The sequence below is a fragment of the Solilutibacter silvestris genome, assembly GCF_002895945.1.
GTDB classification, from domain to species: Bacteria; Pseudomonadota; Gammaproteobacteria; order Xanthomonadales; family Xanthomonadaceae; genus Solilutibacter; species Solilutibacter silvestris.
In genome coordinates this window covers 1,003,941-1,021,605 of sequence record NZ_NPZB01000002.1, presented here as the reverse complement: position 1 = coordinate 1,021,605, position 17,665 = coordinate 1,003,941, and the positions used below count along the sequence as shown (strand labels likewise).

Annotated in this window: 10 protein-coding genes; 7 read left to right on the top strand and 3 right to left on the bottom strand. The window is 64.0% G+C overall.

The features are described from left to right. Entirely contained in the window at positions 1-3,078 is a 3,078-nt protein-coding gene (locus Lysil_RS12265; RefSeq protein WP_240600561.1) for a discoidin domain-containing protein, read from the bottom strand. A 408-nt stretch (positions 3,079-3,486) separates the two neighbouring features. Between Lysil_RS12265 and Lysil_RS12260 the strand changes: the two genes are divergently transcribed. The 5 genes from Lysil_RS12260 to Lysil_RS12240 are packed head-to-tail and all read left to right on the top strand — an operon-like array spanning position 3,487 to position 10,940. After that, positions 3,487-4,815: a glucoamylase family protein gene (locus tag Lysil_RS12260; protein WP_240600559.1), complete on the top strand. Its 1,329-nt coding sequence runs from the start codon at positions 3,487-3,489 to the stop codon at positions 4,813-4,815. Further along, positions 4,812-6,104 carry a sugar ABC transporter substrate-binding protein gene (locus Lysil_RS12255; protein ID WP_103075826.1) on the top strand — a complete coding sequence of 431 codons (1,293 nt, stop codon included), beginning with the start codon at positions 4,812-4,814 and terminating at the stop codon, positions 6,102-6,104. The genes Lysil_RS12260 and Lysil_RS12255 overlap by 4 nt, the downstream gene beginning before the upstream one ends. Further along, a complete protein-coding gene (locus Lysil_RS12250) occupies positions 6,101-6,982 on the top strand; it encodes a carbohydrate ABC transporter permease (protein ID WP_103075825.1) in 882 nt (293 codons plus the stop codon). The genes Lysil_RS12255 and Lysil_RS12250 overlap by 4 nt, the downstream gene beginning before the upstream one ends. After that, positions 6,982-7,803, top strand: a complete 822-nt coding sequence (locus Lysil_RS12245) for a carbohydrate ABC transporter permease (RefSeq protein ID WP_103075824.1) — start codon at positions 6,982-6,984, stop codon at positions 7,801-7,803. Before Lysil_RS12250 ends, Lysil_RS12245 begins: the two co-directional genes overlap by 1 nt. A 26-nt stretch (positions 7,804-7,829) precedes the next feature. Continuing rightward, on the top strand, positions 7,830-10,940 hold the full coding sequence (locus Lysil_RS12240; protein WP_103075823.1) for a discoidin domain-containing protein: 3,111 nt from the start codon (positions 7,830-7,832) through the stop codon (positions 10,938-10,940). Here Lysil_RS12240 and Lysil_RS12235 read toward each other — a convergent pair. Continuing rightward, positions 10,934-12,307, bottom strand: coding sequence for a GH1 family beta-glucosidase (locus Lysil_RS12235; RefSeq protein WP_103075822.1), 1,374 nt, complete (start codon positions 12,305-12,307; stop codon positions 10,934-10,936). The genes Lysil_RS12240 and Lysil_RS12235 overlap by 7 nt on opposite strands. A gap of 87 nt (positions 12,308-12,394) precedes the next feature. Here Lysil_RS12235 and Lysil_RS12230 point away from each other — a divergent pair, with 87 nt between their 5' ends. After that, complete coding sequence (locus Lysil_RS12230; RefSeq protein WP_103075821.1) at positions 12,395-13,495, top strand: ABC transporter ATP-binding protein; 1,101 nt, start codon at positions 12,395-12,397, stop codon at positions 13,493-13,495. Positions 13,496-13,497: 2 nt separating this feature from the next. On the opposite strand, the gene Lysil_RS12225 is transcribed toward Lysil_RS12230, so the two are convergent. Continuing rightward, positions 13,498-13,854 carry a hypothetical protein gene (locus Lysil_RS12225; RefSeq protein WP_165782490.1) on the bottom strand — a complete coding sequence of 119 codons (357 nt, stop codon included), beginning with the start codon at positions 13,852-13,854 and terminating at the stop codon, positions 13,498-13,500. Positions 13,855-14,104: 250 nt separating this feature from the next. Here Lysil_RS12225 and smc point away from each other — a divergent pair, with 250 nt between their 5' ends. Further along, positions 14,105-17,608, top strand: coding sequence for a chromosome segregation protein SMC (smc, locus tag Lysil_RS12220; protein WP_103075820.1), 3,504 nt, complete (start codon positions 14,105-14,107; stop codon positions 17,606-17,608). Positions 17,609-17,665: the final 57 nt, after the last annotated feature.

Below are 17,665 nucleotides of genomic sequence, written 5' to 3'. Positions count from 1 at the left end.
TCACCAGCGCGCGACCAATGTTGCGAACGGTTTGCCGATGCGGATACCGTCCGCGTCGAAATCCGCGGCTGGCTTGCCATCCACCGTCACGCTCGAAGGCTTGCGTCGATTCGGCCAGTGCACTCGCAACGTCGTGCCGGCGACGAGTCCTCGCCCGAGTTCGACATGCAACTCGCCGTCGCGCTCGCGCGCCGCCATCGTCAATGCGCCATGCGCGGTCGGCAACCTGTCGATGCGCAAGCCATCGCCTGCGAGCCACGCCGGCGGCGCGCCGGGCAGCAGTTCGAGTTCGTGGTCGCCTTCGTGCATCAGCATGCCGAACAGCGCACGCGCATATTCGGAACCGATCCAGGTGTGCGGCATGTCGCCGAGATAGATCGCGTGGCGCAAGTCGGAATAGACGACCTCGGCCAATACCTGCCACGCCAGCGGCCGACGATGGCCAAGGAAACGCATCAGCAATTCGTTCGCCGCCTGCGGTTGATCGAGGTGGACATAGGTCAACACGTTGCGCAGTTCGTATGGCGTGTATGCGTACAGCGCATCGGGCGCGTCACGTTTGCGCACATCGTCGAGATAGCGCGCGAACGTGCGGTGCAGCGCATCGGCGGGCATCACATCCTGCTGGCCAGCAGGATCAAGGCCGATGGAAACGCTGGTCGGGTCGCTGCCGCCGGTGTCGGCATCGGCGGGGATCGTGTCCGCGCCTTTCCACCGCATCGTCGCGCGGATCGATGCCGCGACCGATTCGCGCAACGCGGTGTATTGCCCGCGCGCCCATTTCGCGCCGTCGCGATCGCCCCACTGTTGCAACAGCCACGCGCCGTCGTGCCAGCCTTTCAGCGCCCAGTAGTCGTCCCAGTAACTGTGCGTTGGTGTCGAGTAGCCTTCGTGACTGATCGACGGCGCGATGATGCCGCGGAAACGTTCCGGTGCCGGCTTGTCCTTCTGATAGCCTCCGACCAGCGTGCGTTCGCGCAGCTTCTGCAAAAAGCGCAGCGCCTGCGTGACCTGCCGTTGATGGGCGCGCACGCTGGCCGCGCCGCCGTCGAGGCGGGCGATTTCGGCGATGAGCCAGACGAACTCGCCCTGGCTGTCGTATTCGATGTCGGAACCGAAGCCGGTGTTGACCGTGCCGTCGTCGTTGAGGATCGGCGAGACGAGTCCGTCTTCGTGCACTGCGTGCGCGCCGTACCAATCGGCGTAGTCGCGTGCCGTCTTTGCCATGCCCATGCGCAGCAGGATCGCCGCCGTGGCTGCGCCGTCGCGGATGAACGCACGGTTGTAGTTGCGCGGCCCGGCCTGCATTGCCATGCCGCTCTGGTTCAACAGCATGTACGCGGCCTGCGCGCGCAGCATGTCGACCAGCGAGCGATCGGGCAGGGACAGTCCGATGCTTCCCAGGCGCTGCTGCCATTGCTTTGCGGTTTCGTCCGCGAGACGATCGAATGCCGCGCCGTCGAACGATTCCGGCAACGCGGGCGCGGCGGGTAGCGGTAGCTTTTCCGTATCGATACGACGATCGCCGAGCGCGAAGGCGAGGACGAAGTCGCGATGCGTATTCGGTGCGAGATCGACGCGCCAGCTCTGCATCGCCGCGGCGAGCCCTTCGTCGTCGTGCGCCTGTGCCTGCGGCGGTGTGATTCCATCCGCGGCGAAGCGGGTGATTTCATCTTCGCCATGGGCGCCGAATGCCGATGCGCCTTTCGCATCGGGCAGCACACTGCGATACAGCACGCGGCCATTGACGCGCACGGCGTCGCCTTCGAGCGTGATGTCGTGGATCGGCGCCAAACCGCCGTTCTGCCATGGCGGACTCATCTGCATCGGGCGCGTCAGCAGCGAGAACGTACCGCCAACCGCGACCTTGCCGGTATTGCTCAAGCGATGCCGCACCAGCACGACTGGCGCGCCGTTGCGCTCGATCGCGATCGCTTCGCTGGTGAGCTGCAATCCATCCTGCGGCGACCAGTCGAGACCCGGCAGCGGCATCCAGCCGTCGCGCAAGCGATGTTCGATCGGTGTCGCGGACGTCGCCGCGACCGCCTTGCCCGAAGCATCGCGCCATATCGGCTGCACCAGCGGGGCGCCTTTCCACGCTTCGATGTTGCCGTATTCGTCGAACACCGCTTTCTGCCGGCCGGCCGGAATGCCGACCACGGTCCAGTACACCTGCTGCTCGTGCAACGAGGACGGAAACAGCGCCGCATTGCGTTTGGCGGCAGCGAGCTGGTAACGCTTCATCGGCGTCATCGCCTGCTTCGGGCCGAGTAGCCGCAGGCGTTTCGCACTGGCGGGTTTCCCGGCCGCGGTCGCACTCAATCTCAACGCGGTGAAAGTGCGCGGCGCGGCCGTGGCGAGAAATGCGCTTTCACCGAGCGCATCGGGATCATCCGCCAGCGTGGTCCACTTGCCTTCCTCGTCGCGTCCTTCCAGCCGGACCGATTCCGGCGCCTCGCCCCAAGACACTTCGAGTCCGGCAAGCGGCAATGGGCGCGGCAGATCGATCGTCAGTTCCTGTGCACCATCATCGCGTTTCGGCAATGCCCGCGGCGACGTATCGGAGGAGGAGGACCACAGCGCATCGCCATCGTGCAGCGACAGCCTGGGCGCTTCGCTTTGCGCGAGCGGCCGGAACTCGAAAATCGACACGCCCCAATCCGCCGTGCGCGCGGGTGCGGCGAGGCGCACGTAACGCGCGCGCACCGCAGGAAAAACTTCGTACTCGATGCCACCCTTGTTGTCGCTGGTCTCGAACGCAGTGCGCCAATGCTGTGCATCATCCGAAACCTGGATCGAATATGCGCGGGCTCCGCCCCATTCCCACTGGATTTCCACGCCACCGATCGCCGCGCTGCGACCGAGATCGACCTGGAACCAGTTGCCCGGCGAGAATGCGCCGCCCCAGCGCGTCTTCGGATCGCCGTCGATGGCGAACGCCGCCGGCATTCCCGGTTCCTCGGTGGACGATGTCGTCGCCTTCCATTGCGCACGAGGCGGAAGCCCGTCGCTGCCGGCATGCGCAAACGCGACAGGCAACAGCACTGTGAGCGGCAGCAACCATCGCATGAGTTTCATTTCTGCGTTCCCGATTTTCGCGAGCAACAACTGCCTGGATACTAGGGATGTAAACGTTTACACGCAACGCGCGCGGCCTCGTATTGCGACATGCGCCAAAGCGCGGATGCGTCGTGCGGGCGAGGGCCGGGCGGCCAACCGCCAGGCATTGACGTGATTGCATCGCCCGAAAACATACCGTTGAGAATTGCTGCAATGCGCCATCGAAAGTTGCAGCAAGGCGCTTTGCATTTCGATATGTAAACGCTTACATTCGATTCAACTCTGCATCAAGATGGGTTGAGAGCGCGCATGGTGGCCACGATCAAGGGAAAGCTGGCCTTGGCTTGCCTGCTCGTGGCGTTTACCTGTGGAACGTCCGCGAAGTCGTCGACGTCTTTGCATCGAGCTCCGGTTGACACCCACGCGGTGCCCGCGCTGGTCGATGATCTGCAGCATCGCACCTTCGATTTCTTCGCCGAGCGTGCCGATCCATCCAATGGATTGATTCCCGATCGCTGGCCCAGTCCTTCGTTTTCCAGCATCGCGGCAGTCGGGTTCGGCTTGACAAGTTACGGCGTCGGCGTCAAACGCGGCTGGATGACACGACAAGAAGCCGCGCGCCGCACCTTGCTGACCTTGCGTTTCTTCGACCGCGCGAAACAGGGCGATGATGCCCACGGCGTTGCCGGAAACCACGGCTTCTACTACCACTTCCTCGACATGCCGGAGGGGACGCGCACCGCGACCTGCGAGCTGTCGTCTGTCGATACGGCCTGGCTGCTCGCCGGCGTGCTGTTCGCGCAGAGTTATTTTGATCGCAATACCACCAGTGAAGGCGAAATCCGGCGGCTGGCCGAACGCATCTATCGCCGCGTCGACTGGACATGGATGCAGGTGCGCAAGCCGCTGATCGGGATGGGCTGGAAGCCGGAAAGCGGCTTCATCAAGAGTGATTGGGAAGGCTACAACGAAGCCTTGCTGGTCTACGTGCTGGCGTTGGCCTCGCCGACGCATCCGGTCCAGCGCGGTGCCTACGATGCCTGGACCAAAACCTATAACGTCAGCTGGGGCGAATTCCACGGGCAAACCTATCTGAGTTTTCCGCCGCTGTTCGGCCATCAGTTCAGCCATGTCTGGATCGATTTCCGCGGCATCCGCGACGATTGGGCGCGCGGCTCCGGCATCGATTATTTCGAGAACAGTCGTCGCGCGGCACTGGCACATCGTGCCTATGCCATCGCCAATCCGATGGGCTGGCGCGGCTACGGCGCCGATATCTGGGGCCTGACGCCATCCGACGGACCGGCCGACGTCGCATTGACGATCGATGGAGTGAAACGCCAGTTCCACACCTATACCGCGCGTGGCGTCGGCCGCGAATACATCCTGGATGACGGCACCATCGCGCCGACCGCGGCGGCGGCGTCGATCGCGTTCGCGCCGGAGCTCGCGACGCGTGCAATCGAAACCATGCACGCGCGCTATGGCAAGGCGATCTATGGGCGCTACGGATTCTTCGACGCCTTCAATCCCACGCTGACCGACACCACGGTGAAGCTGCAGCATGGACACATCGTCGATGGCGTATGGGTCGACAAGGACTACCTCGGCCTCGACCAGGGGCCGATCGTGCTGATGATCGAAAACCATCGCAGCGAACTGGTGTGGAAGGTGATGCGGCGCAATCCGCATATCGTCCAGGGCCTGAAGCGCGCCGGTTTCAGCGGCGGTTGGTTGCGTGGTGCGCGCGGATGAAGCATGCCTTGCGTCGCGGCGTGGTCGCACTGCTGCTGGTGACGATGGCTGCGTGCGGCGGGCAGCACGATTCGCGCAAGGTCGTGCGCTTCTGGGCGATGGGGCAGGAAGGCGAGGCGGTGGCGAAATTGCTGCCGGAATTCGAGCGACTGCATCCGGACATTCGCGTCGATTTGCAGCAGGTGCCGTGGACAGCCGCGCATGAAAAGCTGCTGACGGCGTTCGCCGGCAATGCGTTGCCGGACGTTGTGCCCTTGGGCACGACTTGGATTCCGGAATTCGAGGCATTGGGTGCACTGGCGCCGCTGGACGTGCGTATCGCAGGGTCGGGCATCGACAGTGGTGATTTTTTCGCCGGTCCATGGGATGCCGGGCGCATCGACGGCCGCACCTGGGCGATCCCGTGGTATGTCGAGACGCGCCTGCCGTTCTATCGACGTGATCTGCTGAAGCAGGCAGGCGTCACCACGCTACCGCGCGATTGGAACACCTGGTTCGCCGCGATGACGGCGATGAAGGCACGGCAGGGCAGCGATCGCTACAGCATCCTGCTGCCGACCAACGAATTCGAGCCGCTGCTCAATCTCGCCATCCAGCAACAAGAGCCTTTGCTGCGCGATGGCGGACGCTTCGGCAATTTTCGCAGCGCAGGTTTCCATCGCACGTTGGCGTTCTACAAGAAGATGTTCGATGCCGGATTCGCGCCGCGACTCGACAACACGCGCATCTCCAATGTCTGGGACGAATTCGGCAATGGCCTGTTCGCGTACTACATCAGCGGGCCGTGGAACATTTCGGAATTCCGCAAACGCCTGCCGCGCTCGCTGGATGGTGCCTGGGGCACGATGCCATTGCCCGGTCCCGATTGTCCGGATCATTGTCCCGGTCGCTCCATCGCCGGCGGCACCAGTTTCGTGGTCTTCCGTTCTTCACAACGACAAGACGAGGCGTGGGCACTGGTGCAATGGTTGTCGCAACCCGCGCAACTGATGCGCCTGCATGGACTCACTGGCGACCTGCCATCGCGACGTTCGGCATGGGCCGTGCCGTCGCTGGCGAACGATCCGATGATGGCGGTGTTCCGCGAGCAGATGGAGCGCGCGGTGCCGCCGCCCAAGGTGCCGGAATGGGAACGCATCGCGCAGGAGATGCGCATCGTCGGTGAACAGGTGGCGCAGGGCAGGGTGGATGTCGATGCCGCGGCCGCCGATCTCGATCGCCGCGCCGATGCGATCCTAGCCAAGCGCCGCTGGATGCTCGATCACCAACGCGGGCAGGCGACGCCATGAACATCCGCATCGCCGGATGGATGTTCGTCGCACCGGCACTGATCGTGATCGGCCTGTTCTTCCTGCTGCCGGTGCTGGCCGGACTGGCGCTGAGTTTCACCGACTTCGACATCTACGCGCTGGCCGATCGCCACAACTTGCGCGTGGTCGGGCTGCACAATTACTGGACGTTGCTGCACACGCCGTTGTTCTGGAAATCGCTGGCCAACACCTTCTACTTCGTGCTGGTCGGCGTACCGGCGTCGGTGGCGGCGTCGCTGAGTGCTGCATTATTGCTGCATGCACGGACGGCGCGCTTCAAACCGTTTTTCCGCACTGCATTTTTTGCGCCGGTGGTGACCACCATCGTCGCAGTGGCGGTGATCTGGCGCTACTTGTTCCATACCCGCTACGGCATGGTCAATTCCGGACTGGCGGCCGTCGGCATCGATCCCGTCGACTGGCTTGGTTCGCCGCGCTGGTCGATGCCGACCATCATCCTGTTCGCGGTGTGGAAGAATTTCGGCTACAACATGATCATCTTCCTCGCCGGATTGCAGGCGATTCCGGAAGACCTGTACGAAGCCGCGCGCATCGATGGCGCTTCGACGTGGAAGCAGTTCCGCCATATCACGCTGCCGACGCTGGCGCCGATCCTGGTGTTGGTCGGAATCCTGACCATGGCCGGCTATTTCCAGCTGTTCGCCGAACCCTATGTGATGACGCAAGGTGGCCCACTGCAGAGCACCGAGAGCGTGCTGTACTTCATGTACGAGGAAGGCTTCAAGTGGTGGAACCTCGGCAACGCCTCGGCGATCGCCTTCCTGCTGTTCGTGATCATGAGCGTGTGCACCGGCGGGCTGATGTGGCTGGCGCGCCGACGCGGGACGGAGGCATGATGAATCAGCGTTACGCCACCATCGTGGTGAATGCATTGCTGGCGGTCATCGCCGTGCTCAGCCTCGGACCACTGCTGTGGATGTTGTCGGTCTCGTTCATGCACCCGGGCGAAGCCAGTCATTTCCCGGCGCCCTTGCTGCCATCGACGCCGACACTCGACAACTATCGACAACTGTTCGATCGCGCCGGCATGGGCCGGCACTTCATCAACAGTCTCGCCATCGCCAGCGGAGTGATGGTGATGTCGTTGTTGATGAACACGCTCGCGGGATACGCCTTCGCCAAGCTGCGTTCGCGCGGGCGCGACCGAGTGTTCCGTTCGTTGCTCGCGGCATTGGTGATTCCCGCGCAAGTGGCGATGATGCCGCTGTTCCTGCTGCTCAAGCAGATGGGGCTGGTGAACACGTATCTGGGCGCGATGGTGCCGGGGCTCGCGGGTATCTTCGGCATCTACCTGGTGCGGCAATACGCGCGCTCGATCCCCGACGAACTGCTGGAAGCCGCGCGCATCGATGGCGCCGGCGAATGGCGGATCTTCTGGCAGATCGCATTGCCGGTGCTGAAACCGATACTGGTCACGCTGGCGATCTTCGGTTTCCTCGGCGCGTGGAACGACTTCATGTGGCCGCTGATCGTGCTCGGCGACCAGGCGCAGCAGACGCTCCCGGTTGCATTGGCATCACTGTCGCGCGAACACGTGCAGGACAACGAACTGATGATGGCCGGCTCGGTGGTGACGATCCTGCCGGTGCTGGTGTTGTTCCTGATGCTGCAGCGCTATTACATCCAGGGACTGCTGGTGGGAAGCGTAAAAGGGTGAGGAAATCGTTGCTCGTTGGATTGACGATGCTCGCCGCAACCGGTGTGCATGCGCAGGATCGCCGCATCCTCGATGATTTCAGCGACATCTCGCGCTGGACGGCGGTGGCATCCGATGGCGTCGGCGCGAAAATCAGGCAGGTCGATGGCCCGGGAGGCAAGGCACTGTGCCTCGACTACGACTTCCGTGGTCGTTCCGGCTATGCCGTTGCGCGACGCGCATTGCCATTGCGTTATCCGGACAACTACGCCTTCGACCTGCAATGGCGCGGCACCGGGCCGGCCAACCACATCGAATTCAAACTGGGCGATGCCTCGGGCGACAACGTCTGGTGGTCGCGCAAGCCATCACTGGAATTGCCTTCGGCTTGGACGCCGCTGCGCATCCGCAAGCGCCAGATCGACTTCGCGTGGGGACCGGCCAGCGACCCTATGCTGAAGGAAAGCGCATCGTTCGAGCTGACGGTGAGCGCGGCAAAGGGTGGGGCGGGCCAAGCTTGCATCGCCGATCTCGGTTTCCGTGAACTTCCACCTGTCGCCGCACCGGGGCCGATCCACGCCACCGCCGATGTCTCTTTGCCCGATGGCGGTGCCTCCGCTGCGGTGGATGGCAGTGCGGCCACGGCGTGGCGCGCACCTGTCGGTGAACATGCGTTGACGCTGGATTTCGGCGCGGCGCGTGAGTTCGGCGGGTTGCGGTTGCAATGGCTGCCGGGACTGCACGCGAGCGATTACGCCATCGATCTCTCCGATGATGGCAAGCACTGGCAAACGGCTCGCAACGTGCATGGCGGGGATGGCGATGTCGATCTGTTGTGGCTGCCGGAATCGGAAAGCCGTTACCTGCGCCTGCGGGTGTTGCGCAGTGCGAGCGACAAGGGCTATGCACTGGCGGAAGCCGTGCTGCAACCCTTGGCCATGGGGGCAAGCCCGACCGCCTTCCTTGAAACAGTGGCGAGCAGTGCGCGTCGTGGCCTGTGGCCGCGCGGTTTTTCCGGCGAACAGCCTTACTGGACGTTGCTCGGCATCAGTGGTGGCCATCAGCATGGCTTGATGGGCGAAGACGGTGCGGTGGAACTTGGTCGCGGCCAGTCCAGCATCGAACCGTTCGTCATCGAAGACGGCGCGCGCGATCACGACAAGCTGGTCACCTGGGCTGACGTGCGCACAGGGCAATCGCTGCAGGACGATGCCTTGCCGATCCCCAGCGTGCAATGGATGCATCCGCGCTGGACGCTCGACATCACCAGTTTCGCCGATGGCAAGCCAGGCACGTCGCGCTTGATCACGCGCTACCGCCTGCGCAACACCACGACGAAACCGATGAAGATCGCGTTGGCACTCGCGTTGCGACCGTTGCAGGTCAATCCGCCGAAGCAGTTCCTCAGCACGCCGGGCGGGCACGCACCGGTCCATGCGTTGGCGTTCAACGGCAAACGGATCGAACTCGACGGCAAGGATCGGGTGCAGCTGGCACAAGCGCCGGACGCTGCATTTGCTGGCCATTTCGATGGCGGCGAGATCGCGGCGCGACTCGATCGCGGCGAGACATCCGGTGCACCTGCGGCGAATGATGCCGATGGTTTGGCCTCGGGCGCGGCGATCTACCGGATGACATTGAAGCCCGGGGAAACCCGCGAATTCGACTGGTCGGCGCGGATGGAGGGCGATGCCGTCACGCTATCACCCGGCGATGCCGCCCGGGCTCAGGCGCGCGTCGCCGCGCAATGGCGCGCAATGCTCGGGCGCGTGCGCGTCGATGTGCCAGCGGAGGGGCGCCATCTCGCCAACAGCGTCAAGACCGCGCTGGCGTGGATGCTGATTTCGCGTGATGGCCCGCGCCTGCAGCCGGGAACGCGATCCTACGCACGCTCGTGGATTCGCGACGGCGCGATGATCGGCGACGTGCTGCTGGCGTTCGGGCACGACGATGCGGTCTCCGATTTTCTGCGCTGGTATGCGCCGTACCAGTTCGATAACGGCAAGGTGCCATGTTGCGTCGACGAACGAGGCAGCGATCCGGTGCCGGAGAACGACAGCCATGGCGAACTGATCCACGCCATCGCCCAGCACTATCGCTACACCAGCGATCGCGCCTTGCTGGAAACGATGTGGCCGCGCGTGCGCAATGCCGTCGCTTACATGGATCAACTGCGCAAGGAGAACGATGCCAAGCCCGACGCCATCGCCAATCCGGCATTGCGCGGGTTGATGCCGGCGTCGATCAGCCACGAAGGCTATTCGGCCAAGCCGATGCATTCCTACTTCGACGATGCCTGGGCGCTGCGCGGTTATCGCGATGCCGCCGACATCGCCGGTTGGCTGGGCCACAAGGCCGAGCAGTCGCGCTATGTCCGTGATGCGGACGAGTTCGAGAGAGCGTTCCTCGCATCGATCCGACTTGCCAGCGCGCAGCACAAGATCGACTTCATTCCTGGCGCTGCCGAACTCGGCGACTTCGATGCCACTTCGACCTCGGTATTGCTGTCGCCCGCGGACATGCGCGAGCGCCTGCCGCCGGATCTGCTGCGCAATACCTTCGAGCAATATTGGACGCGTTTCGATCAGCGCCGTTCCGGACAACTAGAGTGGAAGGACTACACGCCCTACGAATTGCGCGTGGTCGGCACATTCGTGCGGCTGGGCTGGCGTGTGCGCGCAGTCGATGCGATGACATGGTTCCTGTCGCAACAGCAACCCCCGCAATGGAACCAGTGGGCCGAGGTGGTGTCGCGGACGCCACGCACGCCGTTCTTCGTCGGTGATCTGCCGCATGCATGGGTGGAATCGGAATTCGCGCGATCCGCGCTCGACATGTTCGCGTATGTCGACGACGGTGGGCGCATGGTGCTTGCGGCCGGACTGCCACCGTCATGGCTGACAGGCCGCGGCATCGGCATCCACGGGATGCGCACGCCATGGGGACGACTTGATTACACATTGCGACAAAACGACAAACGCCTGCAGCTGAGCTTCTCCGGCGATGCGAAACCGAGACAGGGATTCCTGTTGCCGTGGCCGTATCCCGATCGCAAACCGGGCATGACGCGCATCGATGGGCGCCCGGCGCGATGGATCAATGGAACACTGGCGATTCCGGCCAACGCCCGCCGCGTCGAGATCGCGATCGCTCAGTAGGGCAGCGGCTCGCCCAGCGAGGCGCCGTTGCTTGCCACGATCTTGGAGTAATAGTGCGCACTGTCTTTCGGCGTGCGTTCCTGCGTGCCGTAATTGACGTGGACGATGCCGAAACGCTTGGAATAGCCCAGCGACCATTCCATGTTGTCGAGCAGCGACCACACCATGTAGCCGCGGATGTCGCAACCGGCGGCGATCGCTTGCCTGATCGCGCCGAGGTGCTTCTGCAGGTAGTCGATGCGCAACGGATCGCGGATGCGTCCGCCTTCCGCGACCGGCGGATCGAAGAACGCCGCACCGTTTTCGGTGATGTAGGTGGGAATGTTGCCGTAGCGATCCTTCGCCCACACCAGCAAATCGACCAAGCCTTGCGGAAATACTTCCCAACCGGTTTCGGTGTAGGTGCCCAGCGGCTGCTTCACCACCGCAGCATCCAGCGGATAGCTCTGCGCCGCCTTGGTGACGCTGCGGGTGTAGTAGTTGATGCCGATGAAATCGAGCTTCTGGCGGATCAGGTCGAAATCTTCCTGCGGCCATTGCGGCCAGGCGTCGCCGAAAATGTCCTTGAGTTCGGGCGGGTAACGGCCGAGCAAGGCGGCATCGAGGTACTGCTCGTTCATGTAGGCATGCGCACGTTTCACTGCCGCTGCGTCATCCGCGGAATCGCTGGCCGGATACTTGGGTTCGATGTTCACGACCAGGCCGATCTCGTGCTTGCCGGTGGCGCGATACGCCTGCACTGCAGCGCCGTGCGCGCGCATCAGGTTGTGGGTGGCGATCGGCGTTTCGTACTTGCTGCGATGTCCCGGCGCCAATGCGCCGTGCAGATAGCCGCCATCGGTGACGACCCACGGTTCGTTCAACGTCACCCACTTCTTCACGCGTCCGTCGAGCGCGCGATAGAGCACGTCGCCGTATTCGGCGAACCATTGCGCGATGTCGCGATTCAGCCAACCGCCACGATCGTCCAGCGCCGCCGGCAGATCCCAGTGATACAGCGTGAGCAGCGGCTCGATGCCGTTCTCGAGCAACTCGTCGACCAGCCGCGAATAGAAATCGAGGCCGGCCTGGTTCACGCGCCCGGTACCTTCGGGCAGGATGCGCGACCACGATGTGCTGAAGCGATAGGCCTTGAGGCCGAGTTCGCGCATCAGGGCGACGTCCTGCTTCCAGCGGTGGTAATGATCGCAGGCGATGTCGCCGGTATCGCCGTTCACGATCATTCCGGGCGTATGCGCAAAGCGGGTCCAGATGCTGGGACCGGCGCCATCCGCCAGCGGCGAACCTTCGATCTGGTGGGCGGCGGTCGCCGCTCCCCACAGGAAACCATCGGGGAATCGGGCGGACGCGGTTGCGGAATTCGGCATGGCGGATCGGTCTGTAAGCGGTTACATTGCAGGATATCGCGGCATCGCGCCATTTGCATCCAATGCTGCCGCAATGGAGCGCTGTGCATGGCGAGTGTGAGCTTGGATCAGGTCCGCAAGGTGTACCCGAACGGCCATGTGGCCGTGGAAGCCGCCAGTTTCGAAGTTGCCGATGGAGAACGGTTGGTACTGGTCGGCCCATCGGGCTGCGGCAAGTCCACTTTGCTGCGGATGATCGCGGGGCTGGAAGCGATCTCCACAGGCACGCTCAGGATCGGCGAACGGGTGGTCAACGATGTCGCGCCGATGGATCGCGACATCGCCATGGTCTTCCAGAGCTATGCGCTGTATCCGCACATGACGGTGGCGGAGAATCTCGGTTTTGCGTTGATGCTGCGCCGTGTCGACAAGGGCGAAATCCGCCGTCGCGTCGACGATGCCGCCCAGATCCTCGAACTCGATGCGGTGCTCGATCGCCGGCCCGGCCAGTTGTCCGGCGGCCAACGCCAGCGTGTTGCCTTGGGCCGTGCCTTGGTGCGCGAACCGAAGGTGTTCCTGCTCGACGAGCCGCTGTCCAACCTCGATGCCAAGTTGCGCGCGTCGATGCGTACCGAGATCGCGCGTATCCATGCGCGCCTCGGAACGACAATGGTCTACGTCACCCACGACCAGGTCGAAGCGATGACGCTGGGCCAGCGCATCGCGGTGTTGCGCGATGGCAGCATCCAGCAGATCGACACGCCGATGGCGCTGTATCGCGATCCGGCCAATCTGTTCGTGGCCACCTTCCTCGGCAGTCCGGCGATGAATGTCCTGCGCGGACGCCTGGAATTGAATGCTGGCCATCAGCTGCGACTGGGCGACGGCACGCTGCTGGACCTCGATGGCATCGTCGTGCGCCGCGATTGGGACGGGCGCGAGGTGAAGATCGGGGTGCGTCCGGAACATGTGCAGGTCCGGCCCGAAGGCGCGCAGGGTACGAGGTCTACGGTCGCTGCGGTGGAAGCGTTGGGCAACGAAACCTGCGCGCATCTCGCCATCGCAGGCCAGGCCTGTGTCGCGAGGATGCCAGGCGATGCCGAGCCGCCGCCGCTCGGCGCGACCGCCGCAGTGTCCTGCGACGGTCGCCATGCCTTGCTGTTCGATCCCGCCAGTGGAGTGCGACTGGATGCGGGAGCGCCTGCGTAGCCTTATTCGCCGATCTTCTTGCTGACGGCGTTTTCCTGCTGGTTCAGCGTCTTCTGTTCGCTCTTGGTGATGTGACCATGGTTCTGCGACGCCATGTCGCGTTCTTCCTGGCGGATCTGGTGGTCATCCTTGCGCAGGGTTTGCGCCTGGGACTTGCTGAGATCGCCTTCCTTGCGCTCGTCGCGGATGCGCTTGCGCTGATTGGCCAGGCGGTCGTTCACTTCGTCGCGGCGCGGGTGGTGGCGATCCCAGCGCGACTCGTGCTTCTTGGTGGTGGTCGCGGCCGAAGCGGTGACCGGGGCGATGGCGGCGATGGACAGGCCGGCGAGGGCGGTGGCGATGATGAGGTTGCGGATCATGGCTGTTTCCTTTCGTGGTGGGGGTGGGAATCCGCGGTGGATTCGCAACCATCAACGGGCGATCCCCTCCAAGGTTGAGTGACAGTTTCGTCATCCCCGGTCCATGCTCCGCGGTCAACCGATTGTCAGCCCGCTATACTGCGGAATCCCGTACGGTTTTCGGGACACCTTATGTCTATAATCAATTGGTTATAGACGAAATCTCATCTGAAATCGATGCGCCGGATGGCGCAGGAAGCCCCATCGACCCATGCGTCTGTCCACCATCAAGCTCGCCGGTTTCAAATCGTTCGTCGATCCCACCACGCTGCATTTGCCGACCAACATGACCGGCATCGTCGGTCCGAACGGGTGCGGCAAATCCAACATCATCGATGCCGTGCGCTGGGTGATGGGCGAATCCTCGGCCAGCCGCCTGCGCGGCGACAACGCCACCGACGTGATCTTTTCGGGATCGAACGCGCGCAAGCCGGTGTCGCAGGCCACGGTCGAACTGATCTTCGACAACGGCGACCACGCCATCACCGGCGAATACGCCGCCTTCAACGAAATCTCGGTGAAGCGCAGCGTCGGTCGCGATGGCCAGAGCCAGTACTACCTCAACGGCACCAAATGCCGTCGCCGCGACATCACCGACCTGTTCCTCGGCACCGGTCTCGGCCCACGCAGCTACTCGATCATCGAGCAGGGCATGATCAGCCAGATCATCGAGGCCAAGCCCGAAGAACTGCGCGTCTATCTGGAAGAAGCTGCCGGCATTTCCAAGTACAAGGAACGCCGGCGCGAGACTGAGACCCGCATCCGCCACACTCGCGAGAATCTCGAACGCCTGACCGACCTGCGCGATGAAGTCGGCAAGCAGTTGCAGCACCTGGCGCGCCAGGCCAAGCAGGCCGAGCAATACACCGCGTTGCAGAGTGAACGGCTGGTCAAGGATGCCGAGTGGAAGGCGCTGCAGTTCCGCGCGCTCGATGTCCAGTTGCAAACGCATCGCCAGGCGCTGGCTGCCGATGAAACCCGATTGGAGCAGCTGGTCGCCGAGCAACGCGAAGCCGAACGCCAGATCGAAACCGGCCGCATTCGCCATCAGGAAGCCACCGACGTGCATGCCAAGGCGCAGGCCGAGGTGTACGAAGTGGGCGGCACGCTGGCGCGCATCGAACAGCAGATCCATCACCAGAAGGAAATGTCGTCGCGCCTGCAGCAGGCACGCAGTGAAGCCGAAGCGGCGCTGATGGAGCTGGTTGGCCACATCAGTGGCGATGGCGACAAGCTCGCGGCGTTGAAAGCCGCGCTGGAGGAATCGGAACCGCGCCTGGCCCAGTTGAAAGCGGACGACGAGACCAAACAGGCCGCGTTGCGCGATGCCGATGCCGCGCTGGCCGATTTGCAGCAGCGCTGGGATACGCATGTCCGCGAGCAGAACGAAGCCGCGCGCAGTGGCGATGTCGATCGCACCCGCGTCGATTATCTCGACCGCCAGTTGTTGGATGGCGAGCGCCGTCGTGAAAAACTCGAAGCGGAACGTTCCGGCCACGATCTCGATGCGCTGGCCAACGCCTTCGCGGAAGCGCAGCAGGGTCATGACACGCATAAGGCGGCACTGGACGGGCTCACCAGTGATCTCGAAACGCGCAAGGCCACGGTCACGCAGTTGCAGGAAGACCAACGCACTGCGCAGGGCGAACTTGCCGAAGTGCGCAAGGAATTGCAGGGTGCGCGTGGTCGCTTGTCGTCGCTGGAAGCGCTGCAGCATGCCGCACTCGGGCAGGAGCAGGGCGCCGCGGTCGAATGGTTGAAGAAGCACGGGCTCGACAGCGCGCGTCGCGTCGGCGAAACGCTGGACGTGCAGGAAGGCTGGGAAGCTGCCGTCGAAGGCGCGCTTGGCCAGATGATCGAAGGCGTGCTGGTGGAGTCGCCGGAAGCGCTGGTGGAAGCGCTGGGCGAACTCGGCGAAGGCCGGTTGACGCTGGTGTCGCCGGACGCAGGCAATGACGAATTCGCCGACACTTCGCTGGCGGCGCGGGTGAAGGGGCCGCTGGCGATCCGTCGCCTGCTCGCTAATCTCCATGTCGCGGAAACGCTGCCCGAGGCGCGCGCCTTGCTGGCGACGCTGGGCGAGGGCGCTTCGGTGATCACTCGTGCCGGCGAACGCCTCGGCCCGGGTTGGGTGCGGGTGATGCGTTCGGGCGCGGTCAAGCAGGGCGCGCTGATCCGCGGACGCGAGATCCAGTCGCTGCGTTCGAGCATCGACGCGCTGCAGGGGCGCGAACGCGAGCTCGACCAGAAGATCGCTTCGTCACGCGATCGTGCGCTCGCCGCCGAGCAGGAACGCGAAGACGCGCAGCGTGCGCTGTACCACGCGCATCGCAATGTCTCCGAACTGGCGGGTCGCCTGCAGAGCCAGCAGGGCCGCTTGCAGAGCGCGCGCGATCGCATCGCCGCCATCGAGACCGAGTTGGCGCAGATCGCGCAGGCGGGCGGTGAAGCCCAGGCGGGTGCCCGCGAGGCACGCGCGCGGCTGGAATCGACTGTTGAACGCATGGCCGGACTGGAGCAGGCGCGTGCGGCGCTGGAGGCCGAGCGTCGCAGCTTCAGTGAACAGCGCGATGCCGCCCGACATGCCGCCCGTGAATCACGCGACGCCTTGCACGCGTTGCAATTGTCGCTGGAGAGCCAGCGTGCACAGGTGGTGTCGTTGATGCAGTCGCTCGATCGCATGGGCAGCCAGCGTGGCCAGCTCGATACGCGACTGGGCGAACTCGTCGGCCAGCTGGCCGAAGGCGATTCACCGGTGCAGGCGCTCGACCAGCAACGCCAGGCGGCATTGGCCGAGCGCGTGCGCGTCGACCAGGGATTGACCGCGGCGCGCGCGAAACTGGAAGCGATCGACAACGAGTTGCGTGAATTCGAACAGACCCGCCAGCAGCGCGACAGCCATTCGATCACCCAGCGCGAAGCGATCAGCCAGCGCAAGCTCGATCAACAAGCACTGGCATTGGCAGCGGAACAGTTGCGCGTCGCCGTGACCGGTGCCGGCTTCGCACTCGACGATGTCATCAACACGCTGGATGAAAATGCCGATGCGCAGGCGTGGGAACGCGTGGTCGGCGACCTCGAAACGCGCATGCGGCGCCTTGAACCGGTCAACCTCGCCGCGATCCAGGAACACGCCGAGTCCGCCCAGCGCAAGGAATACCTTGATGCCCAGGACGCCGATCTCACCACTGCGCTGGACACGCTGGAAGACGCCATTCGCAAGATCGATCGCGAGACCCGTGGCCGCTTCAAGGACACCTTCGATCGCGTCAATGCCGGCGTGCAGGAACTGTATCCGCGCCTGTTCGGTGGTGGCCACGCCTATCTCGAACTCACCGGCGAAGATCTCCTCGATACCGGCGTCGCCATCATGGCGCGTCCGCCGGGCAAGCGCGTTTCCAACATCTCGCTACTCTCGGGCGGCGAGAAGGCGATGACCGCGGTCGCGCTGGTGTTCGCCATCTTCCGGCTCAATCCCGCGCCGTTCTGCCTGCTCGACGAAGTCGACGCGCCGCTCGACGAGGCCAACGTCGGCCGCTTCACGACGATGGTCAAGGAGATGAGCGACGCCGTGCAGTTCCTGTTCGTCACCCATAACAAGGCGACGATGGAAGCGGCCGAGCAGATGCTGGGCGTGACCATGCGCGAGGCCGGCGTGAGCCGCATGGTCTCGGTCGATCTTGCCGAAGCGAGTCGCCTGGCCGGTGTCGCCTGACCCACATCCGGCCATCGTGACCGGCGCGCGATGGCCGCGCCGGCACGATCGTCCTAC